The organism is Solwaraspora sp. WMMB335 (assembly GCF_049179075.1).
In the GTDB taxonomy this organism is placed as follows: Bacteria; Actinomycetota; Actinomycetes; order Mycobacteriales; family Micromonosporaceae; genus Micromonospora_E.
In genome coordinates, this window is sequence record NZ_JBMHMF010000001.1 from 497,523 (window position 1) to 518,229 (window position 20,707).

General features: G+C 69.8%; 20 protein-coding genes and 2 pseudogenes. 11 read left to right on the forward strand and 11 right to left on the reverse strand.

Features of this window, described 5'->3' with window-relative positions; translation table 11 throughout:
• Positions 1-8: 8 nt before the first annotated feature.
• Positions 9-587, forward strand: coding sequence for a hypothetical protein (locus ACN27F_RS02155; RefSeq protein ID WP_421430865.1), 579 nt, complete (start codon positions 9-11; stop codon positions 585-587).
• Positions 588-628: 41 nt separating this feature from the next.
• On the opposite strand, the gene adhE is transcribed toward ACN27F_RS02155, so the two are convergent.
• From adhE to ACN27F_RS02175, 4 genes and pseudogenes are all read right to left on the reverse strand, one after another.
• Positions 629-3,277: a bifunctional acetaldehyde-CoA/alcohol dehydrogenase gene (gene adhE / locus ACN27F_RS02160; RefSeq protein WP_421430866.1), complete on the reverse strand. Its 2,649-nt coding sequence runs from the start codon at positions 3,275-3,277 to the stop codon at positions 629-631.
• Between the two features lie 168 nt (positions 3,278-3,445).
• Positions 3,446-4,096 carry a hypothetical protein gene (locus ACN27F_RS02165; protein ID WP_421430867.1) on the reverse strand — a complete coding sequence of 217 codons (651 nt, stop codon included), beginning with the start codon at positions 4,094-4,096 and terminating at the stop codon, positions 3,446-3,448.
• 109 nt (positions 4,097-4,205) lie between these two features.
• Positions 4,206-4,964: a maleylpyruvate isomerase family mycothiol-dependent enzyme gene (locus tag ACN27F_RS02170; RefSeq protein ID WP_421439911.1), complete on the reverse strand. Its 759-nt coding sequence runs from the start codon at positions 4,962-4,964 to the stop codon at positions 4,206-4,208.
• A pseudogene (locus tag ACN27F_RS02175) lies at positions 4,938-5,318 on the reverse strand (ASCH domain-containing protein); the annotation flags it as partial. The gene ACN27F_RS02170 and the pseudogene ACN27F_RS02175, both read right to left, overlap by 27 nt.
• A gap of 65 nt (positions 5,319-5,383) precedes the next feature.
• On the opposite strand from ACN27F_RS02175, the gene ACN27F_RS02180 reads away from it, so the two are divergent.
• Positions 5,384-5,914: a GNAT family N-acetyltransferase gene (locus tag ACN27F_RS02180; RefSeq protein ID WP_421430868.1), complete on the forward strand. Its 531-nt coding sequence runs from the start codon at positions 5,384-5,386 to the stop codon at positions 5,912-5,914.
• A 221-nt stretch (positions 5,915-6,135) separates the two neighbouring features.
• On the opposite strand, the gene ACN27F_RS02185 is transcribed toward ACN27F_RS02180, so the two are convergent.
• The 5 genes from ACN27F_RS02185 to ACN27F_RS02205 are packed head-to-tail and all read right to left on the reverse strand — an operon-like array spanning position 6,136 to position 8,310.
• A complete protein-coding gene (locus ACN27F_RS02185; protein ID WP_421430869.1) occupies positions 6,136-6,408 on the reverse strand; it encodes a DUF6510 family protein in 273 nt (90 codons plus the stop codon).
• Position 6,409: 1 nt separating this feature from the next.
• Entirely contained in the window at positions 6,410-7,162 is a 753-nt protein-coding gene (locus ACN27F_RS02190) for a ferredoxin reductase (RefSeq protein WP_421430870.1), read from the reverse strand.
• Positions 7,132-7,734 (reverse strand): sulfite oxidase-like oxidoreductase, encoded by a 603-nt coding sequence (locus ACN27F_RS02195; RefSeq protein WP_421430871.1) that lies wholly within the window; start codon positions 7,732-7,734, stop codon positions 7,132-7,134. The genes ACN27F_RS02190 and ACN27F_RS02195 overlap by 31 nt, the downstream gene beginning before the upstream one ends.
• Positions 7,735-7,747: 13 nt before the next feature.
• Complete coding sequence (locus tag ACN27F_RS02200; protein ID WP_421430872.1) at positions 7,748-8,062, reverse strand: type II toxin-antitoxin system PemK/MazF family toxin; 315 nt, start codon at positions 8,060-8,062, stop codon at positions 7,748-7,750.
• Positions 8,059-8,310, reverse strand: a complete 252-nt coding sequence (locus ACN27F_RS02205) for a hypothetical protein (RefSeq protein ID WP_421430873.1) — start codon at positions 8,308-8,310, stop codon at positions 8,059-8,061. The genes ACN27F_RS02200 and ACN27F_RS02205 overlap by 4 nt, the downstream gene beginning before the upstream one ends.
• A 231-nt stretch (positions 8,311-8,541) precedes the next feature.
• On the opposite strand from ACN27F_RS02205, the gene ACN27F_RS02210 reads away from it, so the two are divergent.
• From ACN27F_RS02210 to ACN27F_RS02225, 4 genes are read left to right on the forward strand one after another with little or no spacing between them, the layout of a single operon-like run.
• Complete coding sequence (locus ACN27F_RS02210) at positions 8,542-9,801, forward strand: ABC transporter substrate-binding protein (RefSeq protein ID WP_421430874.1); 1,260 nt, start codon at positions 8,542-8,544, stop codon at positions 9,799-9,801.
• A 24-nt stretch (positions 9,802-9,825) separates the two neighbouring features.
• Positions 9,826-10,791 (forward strand): carbohydrate ABC transporter permease, encoded by a 966-nt coding sequence (locus tag ACN27F_RS02215; RefSeq protein ID WP_421430875.1) that lies wholly within the window; start codon positions 9,826-9,828, stop codon positions 10,789-10,791.
• On the forward strand, positions 10,788-11,720 hold the full coding sequence (locus tag ACN27F_RS02220) for a carbohydrate ABC transporter permease (RefSeq protein WP_421430876.1): 933 nt from the start codon (positions 10,788-10,790) through the stop codon (positions 11,718-11,720). Before ACN27F_RS02215 ends, ACN27F_RS02220 begins: the two co-directional genes overlap by 4 nt.
• The gene (locus ACN27F_RS02225) at positions 11,717-12,322 is read left to right on the forward strand and encodes a hypothetical protein (RefSeq protein ID WP_421430877.1); all 606 of its coding nucleotides are present in this window, start codon (positions 11,717-11,719) and stop codon (positions 12,320-12,322) included. The genes ACN27F_RS02220 and ACN27F_RS02225 overlap by 4 nt, the downstream gene beginning before the upstream one ends.
• A 57-nt stretch (positions 12,323-12,379) precedes the next feature.
• Here ACN27F_RS02225 and sthA read toward each other — a convergent pair whose 3' ends face one another.
• Positions 12,380-13,783, reverse strand: a complete 1,404-nt coding sequence (gene sthA, locus ACN27F_RS02230; RefSeq protein ID WP_421430878.1) for a Si-specific NAD(P)(+) transhydrogenase — start codon at positions 13,781-13,783, stop codon at positions 12,380-12,382.
• Between the two features lie 225 nt (positions 13,784-14,008).
• On the opposite strand from sthA, the gene ACN27F_RS02235 reads away from it, so the two are divergent.
• From ACN27F_RS02235 to ACN27F_RS02245, 3 genes are all read left to right on the forward strand, one after another.
• Positions 14,009-14,479 (forward strand): hypothetical protein, encoded by a 471-nt coding sequence (locus tag ACN27F_RS02235; RefSeq protein ID WP_421430879.1) that lies wholly within the window; start codon positions 14,009-14,011, stop codon positions 14,477-14,479.
• Between the two features lie 119 nt (positions 14,480-14,598).
• Positions 14,599-15,480 carry an MEDS domain-containing protein gene (locus ACN27F_RS02240; protein ID WP_421430880.1) on the forward strand — a complete coding sequence of 294 codons (882 nt, stop codon included), beginning with the start codon at positions 14,599-14,601 and terminating at the stop codon, positions 15,478-15,480.
• Positions 15,467-15,922: an ATP-binding protein gene (locus ACN27F_RS02245; protein WP_421430881.1), complete on the forward strand. Its 456-nt coding sequence runs from the start codon at positions 15,467-15,469 to the stop codon at positions 15,920-15,922. The genes ACN27F_RS02240 and ACN27F_RS02245 overlap by 14 nt, the downstream gene beginning before the upstream one ends.
• 15 nt (positions 15,923-15,937) lie before the next feature.
• On the opposite strand, the gene ACN27F_RS02250 is transcribed toward ACN27F_RS02245, so the two are convergent.
• Positions 15,938-16,981 (reverse strand): sodium:calcium antiporter, encoded by a 1,044-nt coding sequence (locus ACN27F_RS02250; protein WP_421430882.1) that lies wholly within the window; start codon positions 16,979-16,981, stop codon positions 15,938-15,940.
• 106 nt (positions 16,982-17,087) lie between these two features.
• On the opposite strand from ACN27F_RS02250, the gene ACN27F_RS02255 reads away from it, so the two are divergent.
• Together ACN27F_RS02255 and ACN27F_RS02260 are read left to right on the forward strand one after the other, a co-directional pair.
• Positions 17,088-18,053: a sporulation protein gene (locus tag ACN27F_RS02255; protein ID WP_421430883.1), complete on the forward strand. Its 966-nt coding sequence runs from the start codon at positions 17,088-17,090 to the stop codon at positions 18,051-18,053.
• Positions 18,054-18,381: 328 nt separating this feature from the next.
• Positions 18,382-20,331, forward strand: a pseudogene (locus ACN27F_RS02260) (BTAD domain-containing putative transcriptional regulator); the annotation flags it as partial.
• Between the last annotated feature and the right edge of the window lie 376 nt (positions 20,332-20,707).

The following is a 20,707-nucleotide window of genomic DNA, read 5'->3' on the forward strand; positions in this document are numbered from 1 at the left end:
CAACACTCGTGGCAACCGTCCTGGGCTGGCTGATGGCCGCCGACGTGTCCGCCGCCCCCAGACCCGCGAGCACTTCGACGGCATCGCTCTCGTCGGCCGGACAACCGCCCGCCTCCGAGCCGCCGGTGCTGGACCTGTGGACCTCTGCCGGCTGCGCCACCGGCCGTCTGGGCGGTTTCACCACGGACCCGGATCTCGGCACGGTGCTGCCTGGCGAGGCCGTCCTCTGTGGCCCGTACAAGGACAAGTACCGGTTCGGGGTTGCGGTGTTCCGCGCCGACGCGGGCCAGAGTTTCGTGTTTCAGAGTCAACTGGTGCCGTACCAACCGGCGGGAGCATCGCCGGTACGAATCCTGTTCCCCGACGGGCTACCTCCGCACGGCCGGGGAGTCTGCCTGCTGCGCTCGGAAGACGTCCGGTTGGCCTGCGTCGAACTGATCGGCGGGCCGGCCGGCGCGACGATCGCCCAGCCCATCCCGGTCGATCATCCGCTGGTCGATCGTCCGGCCGTGTTCGACTCGGAGCAGGACACGCAGTTGCCGACTCCGGGCTGCGCCAACTGCGTCTCCCTGCCCGAGGACCAATAGCCGGCGCATCCAGTGGCCATCTGCGACCCCGGGCCGTCGGATCAGCGACCGCCGCTGGTGCCGTAGTACGCGGTCCGCATCAGCTGCTGCATGTCGTCGAGCATCGGCATCCGCGGATTCGCCGGGGCGCACTGGTCCTCGTAGGCGTTCATCGCCTGCTGCGGCAGGCTGGCCAGGAACGACGCCTCGTCCACGCCGATCGCCTGGAACGACGCCTCGATACCGACCGCGTCACGCAGTCGTTCCACCGCCGCCGCGAACGACTCGACGCCCTCGGCCGGGGTGGCCGCCGGCAGGCCGAGCATCCGGGCGATGTCCTGGAACCGCTCCGGTGCCCGGTAGTTCTCGTACTTCGGCCAGCCGGACAGCTTTCCCGGCCGCGCACCGTTGTAGCGGATCACGTGCGGCATCAGGATCGCGTTGGTCCGCCCGTGGGCGATGTGGAACGTCGCGCCGAGCGTGTGCGACATGGCGTGCACGATGCCGAGGAACGCGTTGCCGAACGCCATACCGGCGATCGTGCCGGCGTTGTGCATCTTCTCCCGGGCCTCGGGATCGGCGGCGCCGTCGCGCACCGCCCGTTCCAGGTGGGTGAAGATCAGCCGGATCGCCTGCAGGGCGAGCCCGTCGGTGTAGTCGTTGGCATAGACCGACACGTACGACTCGGTGGCGTGGGTGAGCGCGTCGAACCCGCTGTCGGCGGTGACCACGGCAGGCAGGTCGGCGGCGAGCACCGGGTCGATGATCGCCACGTTCGGGGTCAGCGCGTAGTCGGCCAGCGGGTACTTCTTGCCGGTCACCGTGTCGGTGATCACGGCGAACGGGGTCACCTCGGCCCCGGTGCCCGAGGTGGTCGGCACGCAGACCAGCTTCGCCAGCGCACCCGGGGTCGGGAAGGTGAACGCCCGCTTGCGGATGTCGAAGAACTTTTCCCGCATGTCGGCGAAAACCACTCCGGGATGCTCGTAGCGCAGCCACATCACCTTCGCGGCGTCCATCACCGAGCCACCGCCGAGCGCGATGATGGTGTCCGGCCGGAAGTGGCGCATCTGCTCGGCACCCGCGTCGACCGTACGGATGCTCGGCTCCGGCTCCACCGTGTCGATGATCTGCAGGGCGACCCGCTCGGCCCGGCGCTGCAGCACCGTCAGGATCCGGTCGACGAACCCGAGCCGGGTCATCGTCGCGTCGGTGACCACGGTGACCCGGTGCACCTCGGGCATGTCGGCGAGGTACCGGATGGCGTGCGGTTCGAAGTAGATCTTCGGCGGCACCTTGAACCACTGCAGGTTGTTGGTCCGCCGGGCGACCCGCTTGATGTTGAGCAGGTTGACCGCGGTGACGTTGTCGGACACCGAGTTACGGCCGTAGCTGCCGCAGCCCAGCGTCAGCGACGGCGCGATGGCGTTGTACATGTCCCCGATGGCGCCCTGCGACGCGGGTGCGTTCCACAGGATCCGCACCGCCTTGACCCGCCGACCGAAATCCTCGGCCAGTGCCTCGTCCTCGGTGTGGATGACGGCGCTGTGTCCGAGACCGTGGAACTCGACCATCTGCTCGGCGTACCGGATGCCTGCGGTGTGATCGGTGGCCCGCAGCACCGCCAGCACGGGGCAGAGCTTCTCCCTGGTCAGCGGCTCGGCCGGACCGACCTGATCAACCTCGACCAGGATGATCGAGGTGTCCGCCGGGATGCTGAACCCGGCCTGAGCGGCGATCCAGGCCGGCGAACGCCCGACCACGTTTGGGTTGAGGGTGGCCTGCGAGCACTGGGCCGAGCCGGCGGTGGCACCGAAGAGCAGTTCCTCCAACTGCTGCTTGTCCTGTCGGGTGGCCCGGTGGGCACCCAGCGCGGCGAACTCGGCCATCGCCGGCTCGTAGATCTCGTCGTCGATGATGACGGCCTGCTCGGAGGCGCAGACCATGCCGTTGTCGAACGACTTGGACAGGACGAGGTCGTTGACCGCTCGTGGCAGCTTCGCGCTGCGTTCCAGGTAGGCGGGAACGTTGCCGGCACCGACACCCAGCGCCGGCTTGCCGGCCGAGTACGCCGCGCGCACCATGCCGTTGCCGCCGGTCGCAAGGATCAGCGACACCCCGCCGTGGCGCATGAGTGCGCTGGTCGCGTCGAGGGACGGCTGCTCGATCCACTGAATGCAGTTGTCCGGGGCGCCGGCGGCGACCGCGGCGTCCCGCACCACCCGGGCCGCCTCGGCACTGCAGGCCTGCGCGGCCGGGTGGAACGCGAAGACGATCGGGTTGCGGGTCTTGAGCGCCAGCAACGCCTTGAAGATGGTCGTCGAGGTGGGGTTGGTCACCGGGGTGATACCGCAGATCACGCCGACCGGCTCGGCTATCTCGACGATCCCGCTGATGTCGTCGCGACCGACGACGCCGACCGTTTTCAGTCCGGCCATCCGGTGCGTGACGTGCTCGCAGGCGAAGATGTTCTTGACTGCCTTGTCCTCGAACACACCACGGCCGGTTTCCTGCACCGCCAGCCGGGCCAGGTCGGTGTGCCGGCCGAGAGAGGCCACGGACGCCTTGCCGACGATGGTGTCGATCTGCTCCTGATCGAACTCCGCGTAGTCGTCGAGTGCCTTCAACGCGGCCGAGACGAGAGCGTCGATCGCCACCTCGATCTCGGTCGGCGCGACCTGGTTCGTCGACACCTGGGCGGCCTGGGTCATCCTGGATCACCTCGTTCGGTCGGCACCGACGGCACCCTGTCGCCGGTGCTCAACCTCATCGTCACTCCGGACGGTGATCGCTCGCTGCCGCCGGACGACCCCGGTCGCCGGGACCTAGGTCACCGGCCGCCCACCCAGCAGCAGCCGGGGCGTCGCGGTTCGCTGGCGTCAGCTCTCGGACCGTGTCGCCGCCAGCTCCCGTGCCTTGGCCGGCCACGTCGGCAAACTGGCGGTGGCCCGCACTCCGGCGGACCGGACCGCCGCACGCAGGGCCGCTTCGTCGGTCGCGCCCAACTGCTCGTACGTACGGATTCCGGCCAGCTGCAGCGCCGCCGCCATCTTGGGCCCGATCCCCTCGATACGCCGGAAGTCGTCGGCCGGCCCCGGATCGGCGGGTGCCACCGGCTCTACCGCCACCGGTTCAGCGACGGACGGCTCGACTACAGCTGGCTCGACGTCGACGGCAGGGACTTCGACAACGGGCTCGACGACCGTCGGCTCGACAGTGACCGGCTCGACGACCGTCGGCTCGACGACGGGCGGCTCGGCAGTGACCGGCTCGGCAGTGACCGGCTCGTCCTGGGTGATGGTCGAGCTGGCCGGCTCGGCCTGCGCGGTTTCGGAATCCGGCACGGCCATGCCCGGGGAATCCGGCGTCGCCGTATCCGGCAGTTCCTCGGCGACGGTCGCCTCGGGCTTCGCCGGACCGTCGGCGCTCCGGGCTTCGCCGGACCGTCGGCTCATCACGAGCCAGCCGGCGACTGCCCCGAGCACCACCACGACCAGCAAGATCAGTACGTTTCCGAGGGACCAGTCCACGGCAAACCTCCAGCACCAAAAAGTCAGAATCGCGAAAGGGTCTCGTTGTGGCCTTGCCGCTGTCAACCTACGGGCAGCGGCAAGACGATCCGAGAGCAGGTGGGTCCCGCTACTCTTCGCCCACCGCAGTGGGACGGTGCGTACCGCCGAAGAACGGAGAGCGCACTCCGCCCGGCCGCAACGCCGTTCGGTCGGCGTCACTCAACTCGGCACGCCCGGTGACCGCCCGTACCAGATGTGCCCGGTCCCATTCGCGTGCCGTGCGCAGCGGTAGCAGCGTGGTGCCGGCCGCCAGCGCGACCACCAGGTCCGCCGCCGCAGTGGTCAGCCACGACGCGACGCCAAGGCCGTCGGCCAGGTCGACACCGTGGACGGCGAGTTCGACGACCCGGGTGACCTGGAAGTCGGTCAGCGTCATCAGGTCACCGTGCCGGGTGACGACCAGCCGGTCCGCCGGCTCCGCCGCGACCCGGGCGGCCACCGTCGCCGCCTGCCGCGCCAGTTCGTCGATCGCCTCGCCGACCGACCGGGCCGCGGCCCACCGCTGTGCGTGGAGAACCCGCGCGCCGTCCACGTCGGGACGAAACCGCGCGTCGGGTGCGTAGTAGCCAATCGCCTCCACCGGCTCGCCACCACCGGTGACAGGCGCATGGCCGTCGAGCATTTCGACGGTACGAGACAGCGCGATCACGATGTGTGCCAGCAACTCCCGGACGGTCCACGGCGCGCACCGGGTCGGTCGCGCGAAGAGTACCGGCGGCACGGCCCGCAGCGCGTCGAGCGCGGCCCGGACCTCGGCGGCGTAGGCAGCGGCCACCTCGTCGGCCCGCCAGATCCGTTCGACGACCCGGAACCGTTCGGCCACCACCATCGTCGCGTCGTCGACGGTGAACGTGGCGTCGTCGAGGAAGCCTTCGCCTTCGTCGACGGCACGGGCGAGGTCCACCTCCGCCAGCGCAACCACCCGTACCTCGGTGATCTCCAGTACCGCGCGCGGCTGATCGGCCGAGTCCACCAGCACGGACCGGTCCCCCGCGACCGGCAGCGGCTCGCCCTCGTGCTGGTACTCGCGCAGCAGCCCGGACGTGGCGGTCTTCGCGCCGGTGAGGATCGCCTCGACCAGTCGGTCCCGCAGCGGCCCCGCAAACGCGAACTGGGCCTTCGGCAACTCGCCGTGGTGGCGCGATGTGCCCTGGCCGGCGCCGCTGTCCGCCTCGGTCACCACAGCGGCAGTCTACTGCCCACAATCCGGATGACGGGCGCGACCAGATACGCCAGGATGTTGCGGTGACGACGTCCGGATCGCGCGCGGTGACGCTGCACCCGATGACCCAGCCCGAGTACGACATACGCATTCCCGCGCTGGTCGCGACCTATGCCGGCAATCTGCTGCGGTCCGGGCGGACCACCTCCGCCACGGCGCTGGCCGAGTCCCGCCGTCAGCATGCCGAGTTACTGCCCGACGGGCTGGCCACCGGGCGGATGCTGTTCCTCGTGGCGCGGCCGGCCGGTGCCGACGACGCGCCACCGATCGGCTGGATCTGGGTCGGGCTCCCGGATCCGGCCGAGCCGCAACGGCCGGCCTGGATCTACAACATCGAGGTCGACCCGGCCCACCGCGGCAACGGCTACGGACGGGCCGTCCTGGCCGCCGTCGAACCGGTGCTGACGGCGCAGGGGGTGACCCGGCTCGGGCTGAACGTCTTCGCGGACAACACGGTGGCCCGCCGGCTGTACGAGTCGACCGGGTTCGCGGTCACCGCCCAGCAGATGGTCAAGCCGATCGGTCCCGCCGCCGCAAGGGCCGAGCCGGCGTGACGGGCGGGGCGTCCCAGACGCAGACCGAACCCGACCACGACGCCGACCAGCGGCACGGCTGTGTTGACCGGACGGGTTGGGTCCTTTCAGCCACCGCTTGTTCCGGGGATGCTGCAGACCGAGGCGTACGCGCACGTACCGGGTGCCCGAGGACGACGTCGCGGTCCGCCTCACCCGTTCGTGACCAACGGTCGGTCGGCTGGCACGGCGGCCCCGCGGGCTCAGCTCGCCGGCACGGCGATTCGTAGACTCAGCGCGCCGTGCAGGTCGAGCCAGACGTCGGCCGGGCCCCGTACCAGCCGCAGCAGCACCCCGGCGCAGTGCGGGCAGCGGGCGACCAGGCCGGGCGCGTCGCAGTAGACCAGCAGTGCGGCGAGCGGCCCGGCCCGCCCGCAACTGGCGCAGCGGCCGATCGCGGCGGTGACGTCCACCGCGAAGATCTCGGCCAGCGGCCCGGCCAGCGCGTTGCCGTCCAGGTGATGTTCGTCGGGCATGTCAACCTCCGGTGGGTCCGAATCGTTCGGTACGGACCCGGCGGGGGTCGTGCCCGAGGGCGATCAGGATGTCGGCGACCGTCTCCACGAAGCCGGTCGGCCCGCACACGTAGCAGGCCGGTTCGAGCATCGCCGGCCAGCCGTCGGTGTTGACCCGGGCGACGCCGATCCGGCCGACCCGGCCGGGCCAGCCCTCGGGCGCCTGTCGGGTGTAGACGTAACTGACGTCGAGGCCGGCGTCGTCGCGGGCCCGGTGGCGCAACTCGTCGGCGTAGTAGACGTCGGCCGGCGTACGCACCGAGTAGATCAGCCGGAACGGCACCCGGCGGCCGGCGGCCCGCCGGGCCCGGATCATCGCCATCAGCGGCACGATGCCGGAGCCACCGGCGACCAGCAGCACCGGATCGGTCGACTCCGCACGCCAGACGAACCAGCCGCCGACCGGGCCGCGGATCTCGACCGGGTCGCCGAGGGCGTACGGGCCGGCCAGGTAGCCGGAAACCTCGCCGTCGGGCACCCGCTGCACGGTGAGCTCGACCCGGTCGCCGTCGACGGCGCTGGCGATCGAGTAGCTGCGTTGGGCCTGGTACCCGTCGGGCGCGGTGAGCCGCACGTCGACGTGCTGACCGGGCAGGTGGCCGGGCCAGTGCGGGGTGTCGAGGACCAGCGTACGGGCGGTCGGGGTCTCCTCGCGGATCGCCGTCAGCCGGGCCACCCGCCAGCTCAGTCGCCCTGGTACCGCTGCTCGCGCCACGGGTCACCGTAGTCGTGGTAGCCGGCGGTCTCCCAGAAACCCGGCTCGTCGTCGGGCAGCAACCGGATGCCGTGCACCCACTTGGCCGACTTCCAGAAGTACAGGTGCGGCACGAGCAACCGGGCCGGTCCACCGTGTTCGGGGGCGAGGTCGGCACCGTCGTACCGGTGGGCGATCCAGGCCTGGCCGTCGAGCAGGTCGGCCAGTGGGAGGTTGGTGGTGTAGCCGCCGTAGGAGTGGGCGAGGGCGTAGTCGGCGGTGGTGTCGACGTCGGCGAGCAGGGTGTCCAGTGAGACGCCACGCCAGTGGGTGCCGAGCTTGGACCACTTGGTGACGCAGTGGATGTCGACCGTGACGTCCTCAGCCGGCAGATCGAGGAACTCCGACCAGCTCCACCGCTGTTGCCGACCGTTCTCGGCACTGATCACGAATTCCCACCCGGTGAGGTCGATTCGCGGGGTCGGGCCGGCGGACAGCACCGGGAAATCCTCGGTCAGGTACTGCCCCGGCGGCAGGGTGACGGCGGCCGGGGAACGCGGACGACCCTGGAAGCCGGGCGACACGATACCCACTCCGACAGTGGTATCACAGGTCGAACAGATCGCGCATGGCTTCCTCCAGGCGAGCCATGCTGGCGCCGGTGACCATACCGACCCGCTCCGCGCCGGCGCTGCCGGAGATGCGGCGCATCCGGTTGACCACCACCACACCGGACAGCGGATCGGTCTCGGCCAGCGGCACGACGAACGGCGGCAGGCTGGTCGCGCCACGCTGACGGACGATCGGCGCGCAGTACGGCGCGGCCCGGGGACGCTCGTTGTGCGCGTCTCCGGACAGCACCACCACGCGGTAGCGCAGGTCGGAGCGCTCCCCGACGGTCCAGATCTCGCCGCGGTTCACGCCGCGTCAGGCAGGTCGGACCAGCCGGACTCCAAGGTGTCGGCCAGCCGGTCGAAGGCGTCGAGCTCGTCGCGTACGTCCGGGTTGGCCGCCAGCCACTCCTCATGGGCCCGCGCCGCGTCACGCCGGGCCTCGCGCCGCGCGGCCCGGTCCATCCAGTCGGACAGCGGCATCCCTTCCCGTTCGGCAGCGGCGCGTGCCCGGGCCAGGGTCTCCGGGCTCAGGCGTAGCGTGACCATCTCTGCCATGTCGCGATGGTACGACCACCGGGGCCGTCCTGACGCCCGGGGCGGGGGCGACGGGCTTCTGGCGGTCCAGGCCGGACATGGACTCGCCCGGCCAGTTGTAACGTTCAAGAGTAGCCATTGACGTCCTTATAACAGCCTCCTAACCTACGTTGACAAGCGCTTTCCTGTGACCCACGACGCACGAGTACGCACCTGCTCGTCACCCCGGATCCGGAGGTCTGTATGGCGATAATGAAACGATTCAGGGCTTCACTTGCCGTGGCCGCCACCCTCGCCCTGGTCGCCACCGGTGTCACGGCGTGCGGGGACGACGCGGAGTCGGGGCCGATAACTCTGCGCTACTCCTGGTGGGGCAACGCCGATCGGGCGGACCTCATGCAGCAGGCGATCGATCTGTTCGAGGAACAGAACCCGGACATCACGGTCACCCCCAGCTTCCAGGAGTACGAGGCGTACTGGCAGAAACTGACCACCGAGACGGCCGGCGGCAACATGCCGGACGTGTTGCAGATGGACTTTTCCTACCTGCGGGAATACGCCGACCGCGGGGTGCTCTACGACCTCGGTGAGCAGACCGGTGGGGCGCTGGTCCTCGACGACCTGCTCGACGGCTTCGACGGGGTCGGCGAGGTCGACGGCGCGCTGTACGCGGTGCCGATCGGCGGTAACACCTGGAGCATGTTCTACAACCCGGCCCTGTTCGAGCAGGCCGCCGTCACGATCCCACAGACCGGCTGGACCTGGGACGAATACCGCGACGCGATGGCCACCATCAAGGACGTCACCGGCACCTACGGCGGCGGTAACTACACCGGGATCATCTACAACCTGGAGGTACAGCTGCGTCAGGAGGGCGGCGCGCTGTTCACCGAGGACGGCCAGCTCGGATTCGACGAGCAACGCCTGACCCGGTTCTGGGCGGAGGGCCAGCAGCTCATCGCCCAGGACGTGGTGCTGCCGGTGGAGACCGCCATCCAGATCAAACCGGCCTCGCTGTGGGTGGACGACCTCGCCGCCTCCGAGCTGGGCTGGGACAATTTCCTGACCCGCTATGCCGGTGAGACCGACACCGAGATCCACCTGGGTCCGGTGCCCAGCGACGACCCGCAGGAGTCCGGTCAGTACCTCAAACCCGCGATGTTGTTGAGCGCCGCCGCCGGAACCGATCATCCGGCAGCCGCCGCCGAGCTGATCTCCTTCATGATCAACGATCCGGAGGTCGGCCGGATCTTCGGCGGCAACCGCGGGCTGCCGGCCACCAACGCCCAGCGGGCGGCGGCCGAGCTCGATGGTCCGCTGGCCACCGTGGCCGAGTACGAGGAGACCATCGCTGACCAGCTCACCAAGGCCCCACCGGCCCCACCACGTGGTGCCGGCAGCATCGAGGCGGCGTTCATCCGGATCAGCGAGCAGCTGCACTACGGGCAGATCAGTGTGCCGGAGGCCGTCGACCAGTTCTTCACCGAGGCCGAGGAGATTCTCCAGTCCTGACCTCGTGAGGAGATTCCCGGACTGATGACCACGTCCACCACCGCCGCCATGACCGAGCGCACACCGGTGGAGCAGGACCCGGACCGGCCGGCGGCGCCACGGCACCGCCGGACCGGCGACGGGCCGGCCGGTTACCTGTTCCTGTCCCCGTGGATCGTCGGCATGCTGCTGCTGACGATCGGCCCGATGGCCGCCTCGCTCTACCTGTCGTTCACCGACTACAACCTGTTCACCGCTCCCGAGTGGGTCGGTCTGGAAAACTACCGGCGGCTGTTCGACGACGACCGCTGGCTGCAGTCGGTTCAGGTCACCGCCGGTTACGTTCTACTGGCCGTACCGTTCAAGCTGGCCGCGGCGCTCGCGGTGGCGATGCTGCTCAACGGCCAGCGACGCGGTCAGGGCATCTACCGGGCGGCGTTCTACGGACCGTCGCTGATCGGCGCGAGCGTGAGTGTCGCCATCGTCTGGAAGGCGCTGTTCAGCGACGAAGCCGTCGTCGACCGGCTACTGCGCACGGTCGGCATCGGCACCGGCGGCTGGGTCGGCAACCCCGACTACTCGCTGCTGATGCTGGTGCTGCTGGCCACCTGGCAGTTCGGCGCCCCGATGGTGATCTTCCTGGCCGGACTCAAACAGGTGCCGCGCGAGCTGTACGAGGCGGCCGAGGTGGACGGCGCCGGCCGGTGGCGACGGTTCTGGGCGGTGACCGTGCCGATGATCTCCCCGGTGCTGTTTTTCAATCTGCTGCTGGAAACCATCAACTCGTTCCAGATCTTCACGTCGGCGTACGTGATCGGTGGCCGCAACGGCAGCCCAGCCGGATCGACCCTGTTCTACACGGTCTATCTGTACGACCGCGGCTTCACCGACTTCCGGATGGGCTACGCCTCGGCGATGGCCTGGCTGCTACTGCTCGGCGTCGGCCTGGTCACCGCGTTCCTGTTCCGCACCGCTCGCGGCTGGGTCCACTATTCGGGAGACAGCAGATGAACGCTGAGGCCGATGTCACCGTGGCCGACGGCCGGCGGCCGGACGGCACCGGCGGCCGGGGCCCGCGCGACCCAGCCCGTGCCCAGGCCGAACGCCGCCGCCGCTGGGGCAGCCTGTGGTGGCATCTCGGCGCGCTGACGTTGCTGGTGGTGATCCTCTACCCGGTGGTGTGGGTGGTCTCCGCGTCGTTCAAGCCGTCGCAGTCGATCGTCGGCAGCCTCGACCTGTTTCCCCGGGAACCGACGGTAGACAACTACCAGCGTGCGGCCGAAGGCCTGGCCGGCATCAGCGTGCTGCGGTTCTTCTGGAACTCGGCGGTGCTCGCGGTGCTCGCGGTCGTCGGTACGGTCGCCTCGTCGGCGCTGGCCGGGTATGCCTTCGCCCGGCTACGGTTCCGCGGCCGTACGGCCATGTTCGTCCTGATGATCTCCACCTTGCTGCTGCCGTTCCACGTGCTGATCGTGCCGCAGTACGCGGTCTTCCAGCGTCTCGGGCTGGTGGACACGTACGCGCCCCTGCTGCTCGGCAAGTTTCTCGCCGCCGAGGCGTTCTTCGTCTTCCTGATGGTGCAGTTCATGCGCAACATCCCGCACGAGCTGGACGAGTCCGCGCGCATCGACGGGGCCGGACACTGGCGCACCTTCTGGCACATCGTCCTGCCGCTGTCGCGTCCCGCCATGATCACCACAGCGATCTTCACCTTCATCTGGACCTGGAACGATTTCCTTGCCCCGTTGATCTACCTCAGTACGCCGGACAAGTACCCGCTGCCGCTGGCTTTGCAGCTCTACATCGACCAGACGACGCTGTCGGACTACGGTGCGTTGATGGCGATGTCGATGCTCGCGCTGCTTCCGGTCATCGGGTTCTTCCTGTTCTTCCAGCGCTTCCTGGTCGAAGGAGTGTCCACCTCGGGGCTGAAGGGGTGACCGCGCGACGCGGCCGGTCCCCGGCGGCAACCGTGCCCGGTGGCGCCCGGTTCGCGATGTTCGGCGAGACCCTGCTGGTCGGCGTGCTGGTGCTGGTCAGCGCCCTGCCGGTGGTCACCCTGCTGGCCGCGCTCGCCGCCGGCTGCGCACACCTGCGGGCCTACGCCGACGGTACGGGCAGCACCCGGATCGGCGCCTACCTGGCCCGGTTGTGGGCCGCGCTTCCCGGCAGTTGGCCGTGGTCGATCGCGACCGTCGCCGGTGCGCTGCTGCTGGCCTTCGACGCCGCCGTGGTACGCACCGGCCAGCTGCCGGGTGCCATGGTGGTGGCGGTGGGCTGCGCGGTGGCCGCCGTCGGCGGCGGCGCCGTGCTGTTGCGCGCCGCCGCCGGCTGGGCCCCGGGATCGGCCTGGCCCGTGCTGCTGCGAGCGGCGGCGATCCGGGCGGTACGCACCGATCCCGGGGGAACCGCGCTGCTCGCTCTGGCGCTCGCCGGTCTGGTCCTGGTGACCTGGCAGCTGCTCCCGTTGGTGGTCCCGATGGCCGGCTGCGTGGTGCTGGCCGCGGTCGCGGTCGAGCGCCGTCCTGATCGGTCGTCCTGACCGGCCGGACGGGCCGGGCCGGCCGTCCTGACCGGCCGGGCGCGACCGTGCGGAAGGTCAGTCGTTCAGCTGGGCCAGATGCCGCATCTTGTTCATCGCGTCCAGCGCGGCCACCTTGTACGCCTCGGCGAGCGTCGGGTAGTTGAACACCGCGTCGACGAAATAGTCGACGGTCCCCTGACACCCCATCACCGCCTGTCCGATGTGGACGAGCTCGGTGGCGCCGGTGCCGAAGATGTGCACCCCCAGCAGATGGCGGGTGTCCGGGGCGACGAGCAGCTTGAGCATCCCGTACGAGTCGCCGACGATCTGGCCCCGGGCGAGTTCGCGGTACCGCGCGACGCCGACCTCGAACGGCACCCGGCCGTCGGTCAGCTGGTCCTCGGTGCTGCCGATGAAACTGATCTCGGGGATCGTGTAGATGCCGATCGGCTGCAGCTGCGGCATGCCGCGGGCCGGTTCGCCGCAGGCGTGGTGGGCGGCGAGCCGGCCCTGCTCCATCGACGTCGAGGCAAGGGCAGGGAAGCCGATGATGTCCCCGACCGCGTAGATGTGCTCCACAGTGGTCTGGAAATTCGCGGTGACCTGGATCCGGCCGCGGGAGTCGGCCTGCAGGCCGGCCCGGTCCAGGTCGAGGTCGGCGGCCACGCCCTGCCGGCCGGCCGAGTACATGACGGTGTCGGCGGCGATGCGTTTGCCACTTTCCAGAACCGCTACCGCACCACGTGGATGACGTTGCACCGACGCGACCTCCTCCCCGAAGCGGAAGGTGACCGCCAGATCGCGCAGGTGATACTTGAGCGCCTCGACGATTTCCAGATCACAGAACTCCAGCATCCGGTCACGGCGTTCGACGACGGTGACCTCGGTGCCCAGGGCCGCGAACATCGAGGCGTACTCGATGCCGATCACGCCGGCACCGACGACGAGCATCGACTGCGGGACGCGTTCGAGGTTGATGATCCCGTCCGAGTCGATGATGGTCTGCTCGTCGAAGTCGACGCTGTCCGGCCGGGCGGGCCGGGTGCCCGCCGCGATCACGATCTTGCCCGCGGTGACCTTGTTGCCGTGGCCGGTCGGATCGGTGACCACAACGGTGTGCGGATCGTCGAACCGGGCCGTACCGGTCATGATGCGCACCCGGTTGCGGGTCAGCTGATTACGGGTCACGTCGATTTCCCGGCCGATGACGTGCTGCGTCCGTGCCGCCAGATCACTGACCGTGATGTCGTCTTTGACCCGGTAACTACGGCCGTAGACCTCCCGCTGACTGAGGCCGGTGAGATAGAGCACCGCCTCTCGCAATGTCTTGGACGGGATCGTGCCGGTGTTGATACACACACCACCGAGCATGTGCGCGCGCTCGACGACCATCACCCGTCGGTCGAGCTTCGCTGCGGCGATCGCCGCCTTTTGTCCGCTTGGGCCGGATCCGATCACGAGCACGTCGACGTCATACACCGTTCCAGTCTGACAGCAACTGGTTTCCGGCCGCTTACGCCCACCCCCTCCATCTGGGCTTTCTGGGCCGATGCATGGGTTGCCAAGCTCTGCAAACAGCCTAGTATGGTGCGACGTGCGCTATGCGAACGCCACATGTATGAATATTTGGCGGCACGTGCACCGACGTCCGCTATGCCCCGGCCGCTGCCCCCTCACCCCAGTCGGACCCTGAGAGGCGCAACCGTGAGTTACCAGCACGCTGACCCGTACGACCACTCTGGATTTCCACCGTCCCGTCCGCCGCGCAACCGGGCCCGCCGCCGGCCGATCTGGCCCTGGGTTCTCGTTCCCATCGTCGTGATAGCGCTGGTCGTCGCGGTCGGCGCGCTGACCCGCGACGAGCAGTCACAGGCGACCCCGGTCACGACCCCGACCAGCCACCCGACGCCGACACCGCCGGCTGACACCGCCGGCTGGCAGGCCTGCCAGGACCTGCGCGAGCTCGGTGCCGCCGACCTTGACGACCAGATCAACCGGGACATCGGGCGGCAGGCGCAGCAGTCCACCGAGGCCGAGATCGCCGCTCGTGGCAAGGAGCTCGAAGACGCGGTACGGCGGGCCGCCGACCAGAACCCCATCGACGGCAACCTGGCCATCTCGGCTGCCCAGGTCGCCCTGCGTGACGCCTGCGACCAGGCGTTCGGACCGGCGTGACGGGCCAGCACTGACGGGCCGGCACTGACGGCAACGGGCAACCAACCGACCCGCGCCGTCGGCGCCGGGTGGGGTCGACGCATAGGGTGGCCGGTGACCCTTCCCGCGATCATGAACAGGTGGACCGACGAATGGCGGACCCGGCTGCAGTTGGCGCCATCGGCGCCGGTGACCACGCCTGTCTGACCTTCTCCGATCAGGAGGAGCGGTTGGACCTGGTCGCCGCGTTCGTCCGCGGCGGGCTACGGGCCGGGCACAAGGTCGTCTGCTGGACCGACTCGGTGAGCCCGGACGAGCTCACCGGGGAGCTGCACGACCGTGCGGTACGGCCCGGGTCGGCGCTACGGCGAGGGCAGTTACGGATATCCACGGCCGCCGATTCACTACTCGGCGGGGCCCACGACGCCGCCAGCATGGTGGAGACGCTGACCGGGGAGGTACGGCAAGCCGGCCGGGAGGGCTACCCCGGGCTGCGGATCACCGCCGACATGTGCTGGGCGACCCGCCCGCTCACCTCGGCGGAGCAGCTGCTGGAATTCGAGACGCGGGTGACCGATCTGTTCGCGCATGGGCAGCTCTGTCTGATCTGCCAGTACGACCGGGAGAGGTTCGACGCGGTGACCCTCGCCTTCGCCGCCCGCGCCCACCCGAAGACCGTCGCCGCCCAGGTCTACCTGGAACATCCGTTGCTGCGGATCTGCCGGCAGTACAGTCCAGGTGGCGTGCGGATCGCGGGTGAACTCGACTTCCGGCACGCCGACGTGCTTGAACTCGCGTTGGCCGAGTCGCTGCGCATCGACCGGCACGTCCGGGTCAACCTGGCCGCCCTGGACTACATCGACGGGGCCTGCGCCGCCATCATCGTGGCCGCTGCACGGTCGCTACCCAAGTCCCGTCGGATGACGGTGACCTGCCGACGCCTCGTCGGCACCGTGTTGTCGTTGGTCGGCGCGGACGGTGTCGCGGCACTACGGGTACAAAGATGTCATGACCAGCCGTGATCCGGCCGTGGGCACCGGCGGCCGGCCGAACCTCGCGGCGCCGGCAGACGCCCTCGATCAGCCGTTCGATCAGGACGGGCTCTACGGGCTGCGGGCCACGCTGAGCGCGCACGCACCTGGGTTGGCCATCTCACAGGAGCAGACCGAGCACCTGCTCATCGTCGCCGGAGAGCTCGCCACCAACGCCATCCGGCACGGCGGCGGCGTTGGCCGGCTGCGGCTGTGGCGCCACGGAGCCGTCCTGTACTGCCAGGTCAGTGACGGTGGCCCGGGCATCGCCGACTCCGGCATCGGCACGACACCGCCGGACCAGGCCCGGGCCGGCGGTCGAGGCGTCTGGATCTGCCGTCAGCTCTGTCTCGACCTGACCATCGAGCGGGCGCAACCGGGTCCGGGTGCCGTCGTGACCGCGATCATCGATCTCGACGACACGGCCGGTTGACCGACGGTCCGGCGCTCAGGTCACCAGCACCGCGACCACGGCCAGGTAGCCGCCGAGCAGCAGGGTTCCCTCGAACCCGAGCCGGCCCCAGCCACCGACCTGCCGAGCCAGCAGACCCCCGAGCAGTACGGTGGTCATCAGCAGCGCCGCGGTGGTGACGAACAGTTCGTCGTTGCCGGCGGCGTGGAAGACCGACCCTTGCCGGTAGAAGGCGTCACCGACCACCAGGTTGAGCGCGTCGAGGCAGTTACCACCGAGGATGGCCGCGATGGCGAGGGTCACCGCGCCGCGGCGGACGGCGGCGACCGCGGTGATCGTCTCGGGCAACGCGTTGACCAACCCCATGAGCACGCCACCGACGAATCCGGCGCGGAGTCCGGTGGCTTCCACCAGGCTCTGCGCGGCGAGCGCGGTCGCCCAGCCGCCGGCTGCGACAACGAGCCCGACCGCTGCGAACCACAGCCACAGGCCAGGTAGCGGCCTGGCGTCGAGCGAGCCGTGGCTGGCCGGCAGATCCCGGCGGGTCTCGTTGGTGTCGACGGCTTGCCAGTACGGCGTAACGTCGCAGGAGTGGGCGATCATGACACCGCCGAGGTAGCAGCCGACCATGATCGCGGACACCGGGTGCAGCCCGAACAACGTGCCAGCGGGGGTGTAGGTGGCGAGCAACGCCAGCGCGAGCAGGGCCATCAGCAGGCAGCCGAACAGCAGGTTGGACAGCGACGCGGACGCGTGTTCCAGGTTGACCCGGCGGTAGAACAGATCGGCAACGGCCACGGCGGTGGTCTGCGCGGCGATACCGCCGACCGCGTTGCTGTAGGCCAGTTGGGGTGCCGCGCCCGCCGCGGTGACCGCGGTCATCACGACGCCGGACAGCGAGGTCACCAAGCCGAAGAAGACCGCGCCGAACAGCGCCTCGCCCCAGCCGGTACGGTCGGCCAGCGCGTCCCCGAAGGCGACCAGCCGGAGGCTGCCGGCTACGGTGAGGATCCCGGCGACGACGAACGCGACGATCGCCCACGGCACCGGCCAGGTGCCCACCAGCAGGGATTCCGGCACGAGGCAAATTTTTCCATATGTCCGGCTACCGGATCGGCCGTTCTCCGCCCTGGCCACCCGCTCGCCGCGGATGTCCGTCAGCACATCACGATCGAGGAGAAACCACGTGGTCTTCAAGAAGATGCTGGGCGCTCTGGGAATCGGCGCGCCGAGCGTCGACACGGTGCTGCCCAATCCCAACACCCGCCCCGGTCTTGTTCTCGCCGGCCAGGTGAACATCGTCGGGGGCAATCACGACGTGCAACTGGACCAGGTCACGGTCAGCCTGGTGACCCGGGTCGAGGTCGAGGCCGGCGGTGAGGACCACAACGCGATGGCGGAATTCCATCGGGTGGGTGTCACCGGCGGCATCCACCTGCGCGAAGGGCAGCAGTTGTCACTACCGTTCCAGTTCGCGGTGCCGTGGGAGACCCCGGTGACCGACCTGTACGGCCAGCGTCTGCACGGCATGACCATGGGCCTGCGAACCGAGGTCGCCATTCCCGGCGCCGTCGACCGGGGCGACCTCGACCCGGTGCACGTCTACCCGTTGCCGTTACAGGAACGGATCCTCGAAGCGTTCGCCCGGCTGGGCTTCACCTTCAAGGGCGCCGACCTGGAGTACGGCCGACTGCACGCAGTGCCCCAGACCCTGCCGTTCTACCAGGAGATCGAGTACTACAGCGCGCCGCAGTACGCCAACGGCATCCGTGAGGTCGAGCTGACCTTCGTGGCCAGCGAGTACGGCGTCGACATCGTTCTCGAGTTCGACAAGCGCGGTGGCCTGTTCACCCCCGGCCACGACTCGTACGGCCGTTACCGGATCAGCCACGCCGATGCCGATCGGGTCGACTGGACCGCTCAGGTCGATTCCTGGCTACGTGAGGCGCTCTCCCAGCGGCAGACCCTGCTGGGCGGATACGGCGGATACGGCGGACACCACAGCGGACACCACGGCCGCCCCGGCATGGGCGGGATGATCGCCGGTGCGGCTGGTGGCGCCGCGCTCGGCTTTGCCGGCGGCATGGTCGCTGGCGAAATCCTCGACGACTTCGGGGGCGACGGCGGGGACGAGGACTTCGGCGAGGAGTGACCGGCTGTCACCCGGTCCGGGCGCTCACTCCGGCCGAAGGCCACGTGAGCGCCCGGATCTACCCGAAACGCTCGCCCTGACGGCGAATCAAGTCGTTGGTCCGCTACGGCGATAAATCGACAAACGCAGGACCCAGAATAGATCGACAGTAGATGGTCCTTTCGTCCGATTCGACCAACTGATCGAAGATGTTAAAATTTACGTCGATCATTCGGGCACGAGCATTGCGGGCCTGGCGGCATTGACTTAGCTTGAGGTGAGCTGACCGCCATATACGGCCAACCCGTTCCGAGCGGCGGCGTCGGCACGACTGGCGAGGGTGACGACTTTGCGAATCCAGGTCCTCGGCCAGGTCTCTGCCTGGCACGACGGCGAACAGCTGGATCTCGGACCAACGACTCAACGGGCCATCCTGGGCCTCCTGGCGATCGCATGTGGACAACCGGTGCGCGCGGCGGACATCTCCGCAGCGGTGTGGGCCGACCGCATACCCCCGCCGAGCGCCCGCAACGTCATCCAGACCCACATCAAACATCTGCGCCGCCGGCTCGAACCGGACCGCCGCCCGCGTGCTCCGAGCGCCGTACTCCGGCAGGTCGGCGACGGATACGCGCTGAACCTGCCCGCCGCCGCCGTCGACGCGGTACGTTTCCGCCACCAGCTCGCCGCCGCCGCCGGGCTGCACCGGTGCGGCGATCTCGACCGCGCGGCAGACGAACTCGAATCGGCGTTCGCGCTGTGGCATGGTCCCCCGCTGGCCGACGTGCCGTTGCTCGCCGACCATCCGAAGATCGTCTCCCTGATGGGGGAACGGCAGGCCGCACTCGCCCGCTACGGCGAGATCATGATCACCGTTGGGCGGGCCGCCGACGCCATTCCCGCGCTGGCGGAGGCGGCTGTGGCACAGCCGCTCGACGAAGCCGCCCAGGCTCGGCTGATCCGCGCCTGTCACGCGGCCGGGCAGCGGGCCCGCGCCTTCCAGACGTATCACGACACCCGCCGGCGGCTCGCCGAGGAGCTGGGCGTCGATCCCGGACCGGAGCTGACCGCCGCACACACCGCCTTGTTGCACGACGACGATCTGGCACCGCCCCGCGAGGCGGCGCGCGACGTTCTGCCCCGCGACGGGTCGTCGCGTCCTGACGGGGCGTCACGCGACGCTCCCGACGATGCGTCGCACGACGGGTCGTCGGTTCCCCATCGGAACCCCGCCGACCAGGTGCCCTATCCCGCGCCGGCGCAACTGCCGGCCGACATCCCGGACTTCACCGGTCGCACGAGCGAGCTGGACCAGCTCGACCAACTGCTCGGCGACGGATATGGTCCGGTCGCAGGGCTGCCCGGCAGTCATCCCGGCGTATCGATCTCGGCGATCTCGGGCACCGCCGGGGTGGGCAAGACCGCCCTGGCGATCCGCTGGGCGCACCGGGTCAGGTACCGCTTTCCGGATGGCCAGCTCTACGTCGACCTGCAGGGCTACGACGCGGAGCAGCCGGTCTCCCCTGGTCATGCCTTGGCCGGCCTGCTGCGCGCGCTCGGCGTCGCCGGTCCGGAGCTGCCGCTGGAAGTCGACGAACGGGCAGCCTACTTCCGCAGCCTGATCGACGGACGACGGATGCTGGTGGTTCTGGACAACGCGGCATCGGCGGAACAGATCCGCCCGCTACTGCCCGGATCGGCGTCCTGCTTCGTGCTGGTGACCAGCCGTGACTCCCTGGCCGGCCTCGTCGCCCGGCACGGCGCGCGCCGTATCGAGCTGGATCCGCTGCCGCTGGACGAGGCGGTGGCGCTGATCCGGCGGCTGATCGGCGAGCGGGTCATCGTCGAACACGCCGCCGCCGTCGTCCTGGCCACGCACTGTGCCCGGCTGCCACTGGCGCTGCGGGTGGCGGCGGAGATGGCGGTGACCCGGCCCGCCGCGCAACTGGTCGAGCTGGTACGCGAACTGGCCGACCAGCATCACCGGCTCGACCTGCTGGACGCCGCCGGGGATCCACGCACCGGCGTACGGGCCGTGTTCTCCTGGTCGTACCTGCATCTGCCCGCGGCCGCCGCCCGCGCCTTCCGGCTGCTGGGCCTGCACCCCGGGGCCGATCTCGAACCGTACGCCGCCGCCGCGACCATCGGCACCGGGGTGTCCGACGCACGGCGGTTGCTGGAGGTCCTGGCGCGTGCGCATCTGATTCAGCGCGGCCCCGACCATCGCTACCGCATGCACGACCTGTTGCGGGCCTACGCGGTCGACCTGGCCGAGCGGCGGGAGCCACCGCCGGAGCGGCAACGGGCGTTGACCGTCCTGTTCGACCATTACCTGCACACCGCGGCGGCGGCCATGGACCAGCTCTACCCCGCCGAACGGCACCGCCGGCCGGCGATTCCCGGTCCGGCGCCGGCCGGCCCGGAGCTGGCCGACCCGGCCGCCGCCCGGAGCTGGCTGGAGCGGGAACGGACCAACCTCGTTGCCAGCGTGGTGCACGCGGCCGGGCACGGCTGGCCGGACAACGCCCGGCAGCTCGTGCTCACCGTCTTCCGCTATCTGGAGGGCGCCGGACACTATCCGGACGCGGTGACCGTGCACCATCACGGCCTGCTCGCCGCCGAAGCCACTGGCGACCTGAACGCCCAGGCACACATGATGACCAACATCGCGGTGG